The sequence below is a fragment of the Kiloniella sp. genome, assembly GCF_965205715.1.
Lineage (GTDB): Bacteria > Pseudomonadota > Alphaproteobacteria > Kiloniellales > Kiloniellaceae > Kiloniella.
The window spans coordinates 72054-87364 of record NZ_CBDBHW010000013.1; the positions used below are offsets into that span (position 1 = coordinate 72054).

A 15311-nucleotide genomic window follows, 5' to 3' on the forward strand; every position below is an offset into this window, starting at 1 on the left:
ATTTTTGTTACATTTTTATGACATCTCAGACTCAATGAGGCGAACCCCTTGATCTGAACAGATTTTACGAAGGTTTTCCGACTCTAAACGGTCTGTAACAAAAGTGTTTATTTGATTAAATTCCGCCACTCTTACGGGTGCGGTTCGTTTTAATTTCATCTGATCCGCACAAAGGATTACATGATGGGCATTCTCAATAATGGCTTGGGCTACCTTCGCTTCACGTAGGTCGAAATCAAGTAGCGTGCCATCTTCGTCTACGGCAGAGGTTCCAATAATAGCAAAATCAACTTTAAACTGCTTTATGAAATCCACAGCAGTTTCCCCGACAACCCCACCATCCGAACGACGAACCATCCCACCCGCGATAATGACATCAATCGAAGGTGCAGGCCGTAAAATATTGGCAACATTAATATTATTTGTAATAACCAGCAGATCCTTTTTTCGTAACAGACTTTGCGCGACTTCTTCAGTCGTGGTTCCAATGTTAATAAAAAGGGAACAGTTATCCGGCACCAAATCAGCCGCAGCAGAACCAATGCCGCGCTTCTCATCCTGGGCAATCATTCTTCTCGCATCATAGCGAAGGTTCTCAACACCCGCGGCGAATACAGCGCCGCCATGGATTCTTTTCAGGATTGCGCGGGCGCATATTTCATTGAGATCTTTACGAATTGTCTGGAGAGATACATCAAACTGAGCAGCCAATTCCTCGACTAAAACACGCCCCTCTTCACGAGCAAGCCCAACAATTTCCCGTTGCCTGGCATTAAGGGTATCCATCTCGATCTCTCCTGAATTCATTTATAATCTGTACCATTAAATTTAGTTTAAGCCCTACAAAACGAAAACGAAAGAGCAAAGCTTTCGCTTTTCGAAAATCGAAACAAAAAACCCCTCCCCAATAACAAAGGCTATTTCATCAAAGAGAGCAATAACCACTATCACGCAAAGATGATCATTTCGGACTGGACCAATGGATTATTCAAGTCGATGCTAAAAGCAGGTACTATATCTTCACCAACAACATTAGCTGCAGAGTATTCCCATGAGCAAAGTCATCGACTATTACCATTTCCTGCTTTCTCCCTGGAGCTATCTGGGGATCAAGCACTTCAATGAGGTAGTTACCAAACACGGAGCAACAGTGAATTACAAGCCCATTTCAGTGATGGATACTTTCGAAAATATGGGTGGTACTCCACCGGCAAAGCGTCACCCCTCTCGACAACGTTTTCGTATGGATGAGCTAAAGCGGTGGTCTTCTCACCTTGGGGTACCCATGAACTTTGAACCTACTTTTTGGCCTGCGGATCAAACCCTTGCAGCACAAATGGTACTTGCCGTTCAAGCCGCCAATGGTAACGCTGGTAAACTAAGCGACGCTCTATTAACCGCCGTCTGGGCAGAAGAACGTAACATTGCGGATGAAGAAACCCTTGCCTCCATTGCCAAAGAATGCGGTTTCGATGCAAACGCGCTTATCGCCCAAGCCCAAAGCGACGTTATAATAGAGGCATACAAAACTACCACTGCCGAAGCCCATGAACGCGATGTCTTTGGCTCACCTACCTATATATATAAGGGTGAAAATTTCTGGGGACAGGATCGTATAGATTTTCTGGATAGAGCATTAGCTGCTTCCTAACAGAAATCCTTATGTAAGGCAGAACGGTCCCAACATGAGGGGGCGTTCTGTTTGCGCCCCCTGTTCTTGCCTAGAAAATGTATCTGCATGATCTCTATCAGGCGCTAGTGGGATTTTTTTCTCCGAAACATATCTGAAAAGTCAGACGGGCGAACAGCTCCAAGCATTAATGTCAGCAAGGTATAGCTAAGCATACCACCACCAATAAGCACTGATAAAGCCGCAACCTTTTCATAAAGAACCCCATCAAACCAAGGATGTAGCCAGCGCATCCCGGACCATAAAGCCCCGCCCATTACAACGGAAGCTGCGAGTATCTTTGGCAAGCGCGAAACAAAACGGCCATCAAGTTTGATGTGCTCCTTACGAACCAATACAATCCATAACATTAAAACGTTCAACCATGAAGAAATCGCAGTAGCCAAAGCGATGCCAACGTGTTGCATAAACTGAAACAAAACAAGGCTTAAGCCAATATTGGCCAGAATTGAAACAACCGCCAATTTAAAGGGTGTAACAGTATCTTCACGTGCGTAAAAAGCTGGTTGTAGTATTTTCACAAGCACATAAGCGGGCAACCCTGATGCAAAGGCCATCAGAGCGAATGTCGTGGCTTCTGATGCTTCACGCGTAAATTTCCCATATTCAAACAACGTCACCACGATTGGCCACGGCATTACGACAAGAGCAACCGTTGCTGGCAACGTAAGAAGCAATGCCATTTCCATTCCACGGTTCATCGTCCGCATTGCGCCTGTGTGATCATCAGCTTTTAGTCTTCTTGCTAGTTCAGGAAGGAGAACAACACCAAAAGCGATACCAATCATACCCAACGGTAATTGATATACCCTTTCCGCATAATACAAAAACGATACCCCTGCCTCATGAAAGGTTGATATAGCAGTACCGATAACAACATTTATTTGCATCGCCCCTGCAGCAAGTACTCCCGGCACCATCCGGCGCATAAGTGTCTTCACATCACTAGTTAATCTAGGAAGACGCATTTTGATGCGAAGACCAGCGCGCTTTAATGCGATATATATCAAGAGTAATTGGCCAAAACCTGCCGCAGTTACGGTCCAAGACAAAGCTAAACCAGGGTCTTGAACTCTGGGAACAATACCAATCAAAGTGATAATAAAAAAAACATTGAGAAGAATTGGTGCTCCAGCGGCGGCGGCAAATCGCCCCAAGCTGTTTAACATTCCTGAAAATAAGGCAACAAGCACCATAAAAAACAAATACGGAAATGCAATAAACGTGAGAGGAACAGCGTATTCCAACTTGGAAATATACCCCTCTGGTATTGGCAGCGGGATCTCAATACCTTTAGGCTTAAGTTCTATCCACTCCATTGTCGCTAACGCTACCGCAGCGGAATCCTCAAAACCAGGTGCCAAGGCATAAGTTACCCAAGGCATTGCTGCCATGGCTGCTACAGTCAATACTGTCATAAAAGTAAACATGACCGCATGGGTCTGTTCTGCAAAGGTTTGGGCTGCTTCAGCCCCTTCAGCCTCTATTTTACCGGCATAAAGTGGAACAAAAGCGGCATTAAAAGCACCTTCAGCAAAGAGCCGTCTGAAAAGATTTGGTAACCTGAAAGCAACAAAGAACGCATCCGTAATGGGTCCTGCCCCAACGAATACAGCAATAGAGATATCCCGAACAAATCCGAGAATTCTACTAATACCGGTGAAGCCACTAACGGTTGCCAGATTTTTAACCAACGACATTCAGATTCCTCGCCCAAAAACCCATACAGGTAATTGGTCTGTTTTCCTTTATGGATACTATGTATATCCCCAAACAAACTAGCGACCTTTTTAGTGGAAGGTCCCTCTCTTGGGAAGAGAGTCTTATCCGATTGTCTTTTTAATCGTTGAGTAATTCATTAACAACACACAATTAATTTCCTCTTGAATCATCACTGATTGATATTTATCAACTTATCATCCGCATCAGAGTTAGATTTTTATTTATTCCTGAAAGTAATACCGTGCCTTTTGAAACCTGGTTGATTTTTGTCCTTACCACTTGCGTTGCATCCATGACGCCAGGGCCAAATATGTTGCTTTCGATGACAGTCGGCATGAACAAAGGTAAGCGTGCGGCAGCCGCCAGCTCACTTGGCGGCGTTTCAGCCATGTTGATCATGCTCTTTGCATCGGTAGCCGGACTGAGCGCAATTCTGGCAACATCTTCGCAGGCTTTCACTTTCATTAAGTGGGGCGGTGTCGCCTACCTTCTCTATCTTGGCATTAAGGCTTGGCACAGCCCAGCTATTGGGTTGAGTGACCCCAAAGATGGCACTGTCAAAAAATACAATTCAATTCAATTATTCCGCCAGGCTTTTATCGTCGGCATCAGTAACCCCAAAGCCATGATTTTCTTTGCTGCGTTCCTCCCCCAGTTCATAGATCCAGCCCTTCCCCAAGTCCCTCAACTGATCATCCTGTCAGGGAGCTTTACTGTTATCGAACTTTTTTGGCTGATGAGCTATGCGACCGGCGGCAATCAACTCGTTCCAATCCTAAAACGTTCAGGGAAAATTAAGCTGATAAACCGCATTAGTGGTGGAGCCTTGATTGGCGCAAGTGCCTTACTGGCAAGTAGATAGACGATCCCAAAGACTATCCGGCGAGTGGAACGCCAAATCCAATATCGATATAATCGCGTTGTTTGATTTTATAGTATTCAAGCTGCTTATCATATTTTTGATGCCATTCAATTTTCTCAATCAAATCATCTACGAATATAATCAGGGGATGACCATCTCTATTCGCACTTAACGGATAGCCCAGGGCCTCGGATATATGGGTTTGCCCCGATTGATAGCGCCCTTCAACCACGACCCTCATACCACACGGAAAAGATGCTGTTTTAAAGAGCTCATTGTAGGCTTCTTCTTTTCGGTCCTCGGAGACAAATTCCACGTAATCTCGCCCCGTAGGATCAAACCCCAATCGATCCACAACTCCTGTTCCAACCAACCGTAATATTGAGCGCCCAGGTGTCCCTAAATCATGCATTAGAATATGGGGTAAAATATCCTTTACAGCAGCCGGATCAAAATCCGATCTCTTTGGCACGGTTTGATCCGAGGAGTGTTTGATCTCCCACCAGTAATCATGAAGCCGTTGACAAAGCGAGCTATGAAAATCAAGCGAAACCCCCGTTTTCATCAAGATCTCATACATTAAGAATTAATACGGACACCCAGGATAAATAATCACAATAACACAAACGAATTATAACGATCACTCATACCAAAGCTAGCCTATCATTACCGATCAAAGTTACTCTTTGGTAAAACCTTGTTCAAACCTCTAAACTTTTAGTACCTCAAGCAATTTTTTCTGAACGCTTTTAACCTTCTGCTCGCTAGAGACCTTATCACCCAAGGCTGACTGAACGTAAAATACATCGACGGCCCTCACGCCATAAGTCGCAATTCGAGCTGAATGCACCAAAAGTCCCAACTTCGTAAAAGCTTGTGTAAGATGGTAGAGCAAACCAGGTCTATCCTGCCCATTGACTTCAATAACCGTATAGCTGGCACTCGCTTTGTTATCGATAAGAACACGAGGCTTTACCTTTAATGCTTTATGTACCCTGCTTGGTAATCTTGTCGGCAGGGTTTTCAGTAATTTTGCAGCTTTGAGCTCGCCTGTGAGTGACTTCTCAATTGCAGCTTCTATTGTTACAAGTCGCTCAGGTTCTTTGATCAGTCCTTTACTGTGCGCATCGGCAATATAAAAACTATCCAACGCCATACCATTGCGTAACGTATGAATAGTCGCCCCTTCAATTGATGCTCCTGATACGGCCAAAGCCCCCGCAACACGACTAAAGAGTCCGGGGTGATCTGCTGCATATATGGTCACTTCCGTTACCTGCCGGTAATGATCAACTCGAACATCTGCTGTATAAGGTGCCTTTTCTTTTTCCGCCTGGTTTATCAGCTCGGCATGGCGGCGTTGAGTTTCAGCATCGGTCGATATCCAATAAGAAACCGTCCCTCGCTCTAAATGTTTAGCAACTTCCTGGGGGGGCCAATGTGATAGAATTTTTGTTAACTCTTCCCAGGCCACCTGAACTCTACGCTCCTGGCCCTCTGCGGCTAGCCCACCCGACAAGAGCTCTTCTGTGCGCCAGTAGAGATCTCTGAGCAGAGCTGCTTTCCACGCATTCCAGACATTTGGACCAACCGCACGAATATCCGCAACAGTTAGGACCAACAACAGGCGGAGACGTTCTGGAGACTGCACAATTTCAGAGAAATCCTGAATGGTTTTGGGATCGTCAATGTCTCGAGAAAAAGCCGTTTCGCTCATCGTCAGATGATATCTTACCAGCCACGATACGGTTTCGGTTTCTTCGGGGGTCAAACCCATGCGAGGGCAGATTCTCAACGCGATTTTCGCCCCCTCTACGGAGTGATCACCCTTCCGTCCCTTGGCAATATCGTGCAAGAACACCGCAACATAAAGAACCTTACGAGAGAGCACTTTGTGAATGACTTCACTTGCAATAGGCGCCTCTTTCTTAAGCAGCCCCTTTTCAATTTGATGCAATATACCAACGGCAAATAACGTATGCTCATCAACCGTGTAGTGATGATACATGTTAAATTGCATCAGAGCCTCGACCTTACCAAAATCAGGTATTAAACGCGCGAGAACCCCTGATTCATTGAGTCGACGCAGAGCCTTTTCCGGATCCTTGGGAGAAGTCAGGATATTCAAAAATAAATGGCTAGCGGCCTCGCTTTCTCTAAGATCTTTTTTAATCAACCGTAAGCTCTGCGTTATTTTTCTCAGCGCTGCAGGGTGGATATCAAGATCGTGTTTTTGAGCAACATGAAATATACGCAACATCTCTATTGGTGACTTTTCAATAGAATCATCTGCCTTGAAAGTTAGGCGATCCCCCTCAAGCCTGAACTTTTCAACTGCGCGCCGGCGCTTGAGAAAGGGTAGAGGAAGACGGAACCCCGAACGGCGATTATGTTCGGCTTCAAGTGTGGCGCAGAAGATACGCGTCAAACCGCCGATTTCCTTAGCAACGATGAAGTAGTGCTTCATCATGCGCTCTACGCCTTTGGTCCCGGCGTGATCCGTATAGTGCATCCAATCTGCAAGTTCAGTCTGAACATCAAAGGAAATACGCTCTTCAGCCCGGTTCGTCAGATAGTGCAAAGCGCATCGTAGAGACCAGAGAAATGCCTGCGCCTTCGCAAATTGGCGTACTTCCTGTCGGGTAAAGACTCCCTTTTTAACAAGACTGGAAATATCGTCGACCTGATAGATAAACTTTGCGATCCAGAACAGAGTATGCAGGTCCCTTAGACCTCCTTTGCCCTCTTTAATATTGGGCTCGAGGATATACCGGGAGCCACCAACTTTCTTGTGTCGGTCACTCCGTTCAGTCAGTTTTTGCTCAATGAAAGAGGCACCATTACCAGATCGAACGACCCGGTCATAAGTTTTTCGTAGCTTCGTGAATAAAGCGACATCACCACAAAGATAACGTGCTTCTAGAATTGACGTATTAATTGTTAAATCAGATTGAGAGCTGCGGATGCACTCCTTGACGTTACGAACGGAGTGACCAACTTTAAAATTTAAATCCCAAAGAAAGTACAACATCGTTTCCACAACTTGCTCAGTCCTTGGTACTTTTTTGTATGGCAAGAGAAACAGCAGATCGACATCAGAATGGGGTGCGAGCTCTCCACGTCCATAGCCACCTACGGCAACGACCGTAAAGCTTTCCCCCTTTGAAGGGGCACCTGTAGGGAAGAGCTCTTCATCCACAAAGCGAAAAACAAGCTTTAAGATTTGATCGACAAGGAAACAGTTTGCCCGAACAACCATTGTCCCGGAAGCTTTCTCATCAAAGCGCTTGCGAACCTCCGCCCGGCCATTCTTCAAAGCGTCACGCAGCAGAGCAAGAACCTCGTTCCGCTTTACCAGGTCTTTCTTTTTTTGCGCGCTGATTTCAACTATTTTCTCTTCTAGTTCAGAAGCGGGAAAAATAGCGTTCTTATTCTTAACGTCTTGATCATAAGCGTAATCGAGAGATGTTATTGGCATGCATTCCTGCTTTTTCTGGAGCTCTTATTTTTCCCTAACTGAGTACCAACCCCGAACAAGATGCTCGAACATAATTGATGGTACTCAATTTTGACCTGATATTATCGTCTGGCTTTTGCTGAATTTTCACCCGTTTTCATAAGCTATACCAGTTTCTTTTAAGTCAGTATTCCAGGATTTTTATATTCCCAACCCTCTGTTCACTCCTCCATCTCTTTTAACTCGTAGAGTAATTCCAGCGCCTGGCGCGGAGATAAATCGTCCAAATTAACTTCTTTAAGCCGCAGATCGACCAAGGATGTTCCATTGGAACCCGTCTCGCTGACCGCATCAGAAGTTGGCAGATTAGCAAAGAGAGGTAAATCCTCTGCCAGGTGGGCCAAATTACCAGCCTGGCCATCCTTCTCCAGTGTTTCCAGCACCTGCTCAGCACGCGTGACAGCTTTGACAGGTAGTCCCGCTAATTTTGCAACGTGGATACCATAGGAACGATCCGCTGCTCCCGAAGTCACTTCGTGTAAGAACACGACCTCCCCCTGCCACTCTTTCACGCGCATTGAATGACAAGACATCGACGATAGCTTAGAGGTCAAACTGGTGAGTTCGTGATAATGGGTAGCAAAAAGTGCACGCGACTTATTCGCTTCATGCAAGTGTTCTACACAGGCCCACGCAATAGAAAGGCCATCATATGTCGCGGTTCCACGGCCAATTTCGTCAAGAATTACCAGTGATCTTTCCGTTGACTGATTAAGGATCACCGCAGTCTCGACCATCTCTACCATGAAAGTCGACCGCCCCCGCGCCAGATCATCCGCTGCGCCAACGCGACTGAACAGACGATCAACAGACCCGATATGGGCGGCTTCAGCTGGAACAAACGACCCCATTTGGGCAAGCACTGCAATCAAAGCATTTTGGCGTAAAAAGGTTGATTTACCCGCCATATTCGGACCCGTAATCAACCAAAGTCTCTGTCGGTCTTCCAGGGAACAGTTATTGGCCACAAAAGGACCTTCCGACGTCTTGGCAAGCGCTGCCTCAACGACCGGATGGCGTCCGCCAATAATATCGAAAGACAAACTGTCGTCTATTTTGGGCCGGTTCCAACGCTCTTCAATTGCAAGTTCAGCCAAAGACGAAGTCACATCTAATTCCGCAAGCGTCCGAGCAACCAGGGCAATGCCCTCTGCATGGCCTACAACCTCAGCAACAAGCTTTTCATAGAGTTCAAGCTCAATAGCCAAAGCCTTCCCTGCAGCACCGGATATCTTCTGCTCAAGATCAGAGAGCTCTACCGTTGTAAACCGCATGGCTGAGGCTAATGTTTGACGGTGGATAAACTCTGAATCAGCATCCGTATTGACCTTGGATGCATTCGTCGGGCTGACCTCGATAAAATAGCCAAGAACATTATTGTGTTTAACCTTAAGAGTACTAACCCCTGTTTTTGCCGCGTAGTCGGCCTGAAGACCTGCAATAAGCTTACGGCTATCATCACGTAACTGTTTAAATTCATCCAGCTCGGGAGCATAGCCGTTAGCAATAAACCCGCCATCCCTGGCCAGAAGCGGTAGCTCATCCAGCAAAGCAGATTTAAGCGTGGCACATAAAGAGTTGTGATCTCCCAAGTCCTCGAGGCACTTTGTAATACCCACAGGGATTTGATCCGGATGAGCGACAGATAGTAGTGATTTAAAGCGATCTGCTTCGCGTAAAGCGTCTCTAATTCCAGCCAGGTCTCTGGGGCCGCCTCGGCCAACGGTTAACCTTGAAAGGCCACGCTCGATATCTGGACACTGTCGAAGGCCCGCCCGCAAATCCATCCGACGTCCATCTTCTTGGATCAACCAGGACAGCATGTCCAATCGACCAGCGATATCACTGGGGTCTGTCAAAGGCGCAGCAAGGCGAGCCCCGAGCATACGGGCACCAGCACCTGTAACCGTCCGGTCAATCGTTGCCAACAAGCTGCCTTTACGCCCGCCTGTCATCGACTGGGTTAATTCCAGATTACGGCGGGTCGCCGCATCAATTTCCATCACCGCACCAGAGCGAACTCTTTTGGGTGACGAAAGGCGTGGCAGCTTTCCTTTTTGGGTTAATTCAACATAATCCAAAAGCGATCCCGCTGCCGACACTTCTGCACGAGAAAATTCTCCAAAAGCATCTAAAGCTTTAACAGAGAAAACTTCTTCAAGGCGGCGACGGGCATTTTCACTATCAAACCTTGATGATGGAAGCGGCGAAACAATGGAGCGCCATTCATTGATAACATCGGTTAATTCTTCACGGAGAAACAAGCGCTCGGGGAGAAGAAGTTCACCGGGGCTCAAACGGGCGAGAGCTGCGAGGAGTACGCCTGGTAAATTATCTGTGGTTGTTTGAATAGGTTGGGCATAAAAGTCACCCGTGGACATATCAAGCCAAGAGAGCCCATATTCGCCAGCAGCATCTGTCAAAGACGCAAGGTAATTGTGACTTCGGGCATCCAAGAGCTCGTCTTCGGTTATGGTCCCAGGGGTAACCAGACGAACAACACCTCTTTTAACAACAGATTTCGGCCCCCGTTTTTTTGCTTCGGCAGGATTTTCCATCTGCTCACAAATGGCAACTTTGAACCCTTTGCGTATCAATCTGGATAAATAACCATCCGCCGCGTGAAAAGGAACCCCGCACATAGGAATATCATCACCTTTGTGATGGCCACGTTTAGTAAGGGTTATATCCAAGGCTTCAGAGGCATCTACTGCATCTTGAAAAAACAATTCGTAAAAATCACCCATGCGATAAAATAAAAGAGAATCTGGATGATTTTCTTTTATTTCAAGATATTGCGCCATCATTGGCGTCACTTTTTCGACACCCTTTTTAGCTGGCTTGGCAGATTGGCTTACGGAAGATTCAGATTTATCGGTAATGCCTGAATCAGATTGAACCCGATCTTCTACTCGCGGGGAAATGGTCGTCGTTTCGGTCACAGAAAAGATATACTCTACAAAGAAAAAAGCTGGGAGTGGAAACTACCACAGTCGCAAACTCCAGCAAAGTAGCCTTACCCAATACGGCGATCTTTTTTTTGAGCTAATTTACGTTCAATTTAGAAATTTCTCTTGTCCGGTCCGCAGGGAAAACCATTGTAACTTTTGTTCCTCGATTTAATTCACTTTCGAGAATCAACTCTCCGTCGTGTAATTCCATAAATGTCTTGGAAAGCGGTAGCCCAAGCCCTGTCCCTTCGTGTTGACGAGTCAAATGGCTGTCCACCTGGATGAAGGGCTTCAATACTTCTGCAATTTTTTGTTCAGGGATACCGATACCATTATCCTCAATCGAAATCTCTATTTGAGACCTTTCATTGAGGCCTGCTGACAAAGTAATTTCACCACCTTCGGGAGTGAATTTGACCGAATTGCTCAATAAATTCAAAAGCAACTGACGCAAACGCGTATTATCTCCATAAAGATAAGGGCAATCTGGGGCTATATTAGATATCAAAGAAATGCGATTTCGTTCCGCACGACCACTGATAATCTTGAAACAAGAGGCTGTGATTTCCCCCAAATCTACTACTTCGTTCTGAAGGTTTAGTTCTCCAGCTTCAATCTTTGACATATCAAGAATATCATTAATGATTTCTAGAAGTAATGTACCGCTACTATAAATATCATCGGCATATTCACGGTATCTGGGCTCATCAATTTTCCCCAGCATCTCGTATTTAATCATTTCCGAAAAACCGAGGATGGCGTTTAGGGGGGTACGGAGCTCATGGCTCATATTCGCCAGAAAATAAGTTTTTGCTCTGTTGGCTGCTTCAAGCCCCTGGACATAGACAAGTTGCTGCTTTTCATGCTGCTCCAACTTATCAATCATACGGTTATAACCCTCTATTAAATCCCCAACTTCGTCAGTGGATTTAATGGGGATTTTGTGTCGAAGCTCTTTTTGGTCGAAGGTGGAAAAGCCTTGGTTCAACTCTTTCATCGGCTTAAGTAAAAACCGTCGAGTTGCGAATATAATGATGGTCATCAAACAAAGTACCAACAATATATTTTCAGGGATTTCTTCCAATAAACTGTTCAACAGTCTCGTTGATACATCTGTATGAGTAACAACAAGGACAAACTTACCGATTTTACGGTTTACGAAGGGGTCTTGGTAAACAATATCCAAGGTGAAGCTCTGAAGGTTTGTAGAAACATCACTTTCAAGTCCAGCATTTGAAATTAGGTTATCTTTTTCATCAAATACTTTGGCACTATGAACTTCTGAAAACTCCACAAGACTTTCAAGGTGAGATCCAATAGCTTCCAGATCGAAGTTCCAAAGATACCCCGAAACGACATTAGCCTGTGTTGTAGCAAGGTTTTGCCATTGCTCCGTGACCCGTTCCTGCTCCGCTTCATAATCCAAATAATTGTCGATAAACGCTTCAAACATGGAAACAAGAAAAACGGCTGGCACGATTAGATACAGCAGCTTGGCATTTATGGTTTTAACCGGTTTAAGCATCTAAATATTCACTAAATAGCCGTACCAACAGTGTCGAGGGATCTCACTCAGAACACTCTTCTTTAAATTGAGTATGCATAAGTCTAAGCAACTGAACACATAAAATCATAAAATCACGTTATTTTCCATGCTGTTCAATAAGTTCTTTCCACAAAATAATAGATACATCTTCTTTCACATTTTCTTAATTGTGCCCAATAAGAAATTACTCAGAATAATATAATTAGCCGTTAGGTTGTATATTCGGACATTTTTGAACAATTTCCCTTCCCAATCGGGTTATTGCAATGCAGTATAGCCACCAAGAACCGTTTAACAGGTTTATTTCATACCAATGACAGACCTAAATCACCCTGATGACGACAATTAATTAATAGCGGAGAGAAACCCGTGCCTAAGCACAATTCCCGGACTACTGACGCAGAAGCGCTGGATTTTCATGCCTCGGGACGTCCCGGTAAACTAGAAATCAAAGCAACCAAACCTCTCACGACTCAGAGAGATCTCTCGCTCGCCTACTCGCCCGGTGTCGCGGTCCCCTGTTTGGAAATCGCAAAAAACCCCTCAGCGGCTTATGACTACACAGCAAAAGGCAACCTCGTTGCTGTAATCTCAAACGGAACAGCCGTATTGGGACTGGGTAATCTTGGTGCCCTTGGATCCAAACCTGTAATGGAAGGTAAAGCTGTCCTCTTTAAACGCTTTGCCGATGTTGATGGAATTGACCTTGAAGTAGATACAGAAAACGTCGATGAATTTGTTAACTGCGTTCGTTTCCTTGGAAAAACCTTTGGCGGCATTAATCTGGAAGACATCAAAGCACCAGAGTGCTTCATCATCGAACAAAGACTTCAAGAGCTCCTGGATATCCCCGTATTCCATGACGACCAGCATGGAACGGCTATTATCGCCGCAGCAGGCCTGCTAAGTGCGTTAGATATAACGGGCAAAGATCTTAAAAACATCAAAATGGTCGTAAATGGTGCGGGATCAGCGGGCATTGCTTGCACAGAGCTCGTTAAAGCCCTGGGCGTCCCTCATGAAAACATTTTACTGTGTGACACTAAAGGCGTGATTTATCAGGGGCGTGCCGAAGGTATGAACCAATGGAAATCCGCCCACGCAGTACCAAGTGATGATCGCAGTCTTGCAGATGCTATGGCCAACGCTGATGTGGTCTTTGGCCTTTCTGTCAAAGGGGCTTTTACCACTGAGATGATTAAAAGCATGGCCCCAAATCCTATTATTTTTGCCATGGCCAATCCTGATCCAGAGATCACGCCTGAAGATGTAGCCAAAGTTCGCGATGATGCCATTGTGGCAACAGGACGGTCTGATTATCCCAATCAGGTCAACAACGTTCTCGGCTTCCCTTATATTTTCCGCGGTGCACTCGATGTCCGTGCCTCAAGCATCAACATGGAGATGAAGGTCGCAGCCGCCAAAGCTCTTGCGAATTTAGCGAAAGAGGATGTTCCAGATGAAGTTGGCAAGGCCTATGCTGGAAGACAACTAAGATATGGTCGCGACTATATTATTCCTGCACCATTTGATCCGCGCCTTGTAGCTGTTATTCCACGTGCCGTTGCTGAGGCTGCAATGGAAAGTGGTGTCGCGGGTAAAAATATCGAAGACCTTGATGCCTACGAACGGGAACTCTCTGCCCGTCTTGACCCTGCTGCAACAACCTTTATGCGCATCGCACAAAAAGTTCGCAGTCACCCTAAACGCGTCGTCTTTGCGGAAGGCGAAGAAGAATCTGCTATTAGAGCAGCGGTGGCGTTCCACAATGCGGGCTACGGCACCCCTCTTCTTGTTGGTCGCGAAGAAACCATCAAGAACACGATGAAAAATATTGGCATTAATGGTGATTTCATCGAAATCCATAACGCCACAATCTCAGAGCATCGTGAACGCTATACTGACTACATCTATAGCCGCCTACAACGTAAAGGTAAGCTATACCGAGATTGCCAACGTATGGTGAACCAAAATCGGAATATTTTTGCTTCCTGTCTGGTAACAGACGGCATTGCTGATGCTATGGTCACGGGCCTTACCCGGAGCTTCGCGGTTTCTCTTGATGACGCAATGCGCGCCATCAACTGTAAGCCAGGAAAGCGTGCCATGGGCATGTCGATGATGATTATCGATGGCAAAGCGATTTTTGTCGCCGATACCTCTGTGAACGAAGTCCCAAGTTCCGAACAGCTTGCAGACATTGCAATTCAAGCCTCTTCACATGTCCAGGCCATGGGGTACGAACCACGGGTCGCTTTCCTGAGTTTCTCTAACTTTGGAAATCCTACTCGAGAAACAACCACCCGCATAAGGCGTGCTGTCTCCGTTTTGGATACCATGAATGTGAACTTCGAATACGAAGGTGAAATGCAAGCCAACCTGGCTTTGGATTTCGACCTTCAAAAAAGACTGTTCCCCTTCTCTCGTTTAACTGGTCCAGCTAATATTCTTATTATGCCTGCACTACATTCTGCCAACATAACCACCAAACTTATTCAAAAAGCAGGTGGCAGTACCGCGGTGATCGGTCCGATGTTGGTTGGCTTGGAAAAGCCGGTTCAAATCGTTCCAATGGGGGCAACGGTTACCGATCTTGTTACCATGGCTGCCCTTGGCGCATACGAATCAGCAACGAATGAAATGGAAAAACCATACCTTTAAGTTAAAGTTTGGGGTTTATTCATTACACTCTTGTTAAAATAACAATGGCTTCTGGATTTGCATATCCAGAAGCCATTGAAATAAAACAATCTTTATCTACGTCTTCAAACTGTCATGAAGGCAGGCTAACTATAGCGTAATTGGCTGCACTTTTTTAGCCGCTCCTTGCAAACATACTCGGGTCATTATGCCAGTTCGACAGGATAAATATAATCGACTGTTCACGTCGTCACTCATCCTTGCTTCTCCAAGCATTGCAGTGCTTTTTGCTTTGGTTATCTTCCATTTGGTACCTTGGCAAGCGGCTGTTGTCGCGGGCTTATCCATCCTTATTGGCACAGGATACATATTAAGTAGTCACT

General features: G+C 45.7%; 10 protein-coding genes. 3 read left to right on the forward strand and 7 right to left on the reverse strand.

Features of this window, described 5'->3' with window-relative positions; all coding sequences use genetic code 11:
- Positions 1–15: 15 nt before the first annotated feature.
- Positions 16–786 (reverse strand): DeoR/GlpR family DNA-binding transcription regulator, encoded by a 771-nt coding sequence (locus tag ACOGW3_RS11490; protein WP_419903102.1) that lies wholly within the window; start codon positions 784–786, stop codon positions 16–18.
- A gap of 265 nt (positions 787–1051) precedes the next feature.
- On the opposite strand from ACOGW3_RS11490, the gene ACOGW3_RS11495 reads away from it, so the two are divergent.
- A complete protein-coding gene (locus tag ACOGW3_RS11495; protein WP_419903103.1) occupies positions 1052–1651 on the forward strand; it encodes a 2-hydroxychromene-2-carboxylate isomerase in 600 nt (199 codons plus the stop codon).
- A 104-nt stretch (positions 1652–1755) separates the two neighbouring features.
- On the opposite strand, the gene murJ is transcribed toward ACOGW3_RS11495, so the two are convergent.
- Both murJ and ACOGW3_RS11505 read right to left on the reverse strand, forming a co-directional pair.
- Positions 1756–3390 (reverse strand): murein biosynthesis integral membrane protein MurJ, encoded by a 1635-nt coding sequence (gene murJ / locus ACOGW3_RS11500; RefSeq protein ID WP_419903104.1) that lies wholly within the window; start codon positions 3388–3390, stop codon positions 1756–1758.
- Between the two features lie 208 nt (positions 3391–3598).
- A complete protein-coding gene (locus tag ACOGW3_RS11505) occupies positions 3599–3802 on the reverse strand; it encodes a hypothetical protein (protein ID WP_419904074.1) in 204 nt (67 codons plus the stop codon).
- Here ACOGW3_RS11505 and ACOGW3_RS11510 point away from each other — a divergent pair.
- A complete protein-coding gene (locus ACOGW3_RS11510; RefSeq protein WP_419904043.1) occupies positions 3747–4274 on the forward strand; it encodes a LysE family translocator in 528 nt (175 codons plus the stop codon). The genes ACOGW3_RS11505 and ACOGW3_RS11510 overlap by 56 nt on opposite strands.
- 13 nt (positions 4275–4287) lie before the next feature.
- On the opposite strand, the gene ACOGW3_RS11515 is transcribed toward ACOGW3_RS11510, so the two are convergent.
- The 4 genes from ACOGW3_RS11515 to ACOGW3_RS11530 form a co-directional block, all read right to left on the reverse strand.
- Complete coding sequence (locus ACOGW3_RS11515; RefSeq protein WP_419903105.1) at positions 4288–4839, reverse strand: PAS domain-containing protein; 552 nt, start codon at positions 4837–4839, stop codon at positions 4288–4290.
- Positions 4840–4983: 144 nt separating this feature from the next.
- The gene (locus tag ACOGW3_RS11520; protein ID WP_419903106.1) at positions 4984–7752 is read right to left on the reverse strand and encodes a [protein-PII] uridylyltransferase; all 2769 of its coding nucleotides are present in this window, start codon (positions 7750–7752) and stop codon (positions 4984–4986) included.
- 200 nt (positions 7753–7952) lie between these two features.
- The gene (mutS, locus tag ACOGW3_RS11525) at positions 7953–10598 is read right to left on the reverse strand and encodes a DNA mismatch repair protein MutS (RefSeq protein WP_419904044.1); all 2646 of its coding nucleotides are present in this window, start codon (positions 10596–10598) and stop codon (positions 7953–7955) included.
- 238 nt (positions 10599–10836) lie between these two features.
- Positions 10837–12267, reverse strand: coding sequence for an ATP-binding protein (locus tag ACOGW3_RS11530; RefSeq protein ID WP_419903107.1), 1431 nt, complete (start codon positions 12265–12267; stop codon positions 10837–10839).
- Positions 12268–12657: 390 nt separating this feature from the next.
- Between ACOGW3_RS11530 and ACOGW3_RS11535 the strand changes: the two genes are divergently transcribed.
- Positions 12658–14949 (forward strand): NADP-dependent malic enzyme, encoded by a 2292-nt coding sequence (locus tag ACOGW3_RS11535; protein ID WP_419903108.1) that lies wholly within the window; start codon positions 12658–12660, stop codon positions 14947–14949.
- The last annotated feature ends 362 nt before the right edge of the window (positions 14950–15311 follow it).

What these genes read in the sequence shown, in the direction of transcription:
- ACOGW3_RS11495 (WP_419903103.1), top strand. Translation starts at nt 1,052, where the DNA reads ATGAGCAAAGTCATCGACTATTACCATTTCCTGCTTTCTCCCTGGAGC.
- ACOGW3_RS11510 (WP_419904043.1), top strand. Translation starts at nt 3,747, where the DNA reads ATGAACAAAGGTAAGCGTGCGGCAGCCGCCAGCTCACTTGGCGGCGTT.
- ACOGW3_RS11515 (WP_419903105.1), bottom strand. Translation starts at nt 4,839, where the DNA reads ATGAAAACGGGGGTTTCGCTTGATTTTCATAGCTCGCTTTGTCAACGG.
- ACOGW3_RS11505 (WP_419904074.1), bottom strand. Translation starts at nt 3,802, where the DNA reads ATGGCTGAAACGCCGCCAAGTGAGCTGGCGGCTGCCGCACGCTTACCT.
- ACOGW3_RS11530 (WP_419903107.1), bottom strand. Translation starts at nt 12,267, where the DNA reads ATGCTTAAACCGGTTAAAACCATAAATGCCAAGCTGCTGTATCTAATC.
- mutS (WP_419904044.1), bottom strand. Translation starts at nt 10,598, where the DNA reads ATGATGGCGCAATATCTTGAAATAAAAGAAAATCATCCAGATTCTCTT.
- murJ (WP_419903104.1), bottom strand. Translation starts at nt 3,390, where the DNA reads ATGTCGTTGGTTAAAAATCTGGCAACCGTTAGTGGCTTCACCGGTATT.
- ACOGW3_RS11520 (WP_419903106.1), bottom strand. Translation starts at nt 7,752, where the DNA reads ATGCCAATAACATCTCTCGATTACGCTTATGATCAAGACGTTAAGAAT.
- ACOGW3_RS11490 (WP_419903102.1), bottom strand. Translation starts at nt 786, where the DNA reads ATGGATACCCTTAATGCCAGGCAACGGGAAATTGTTGGGCTTGCTCGT.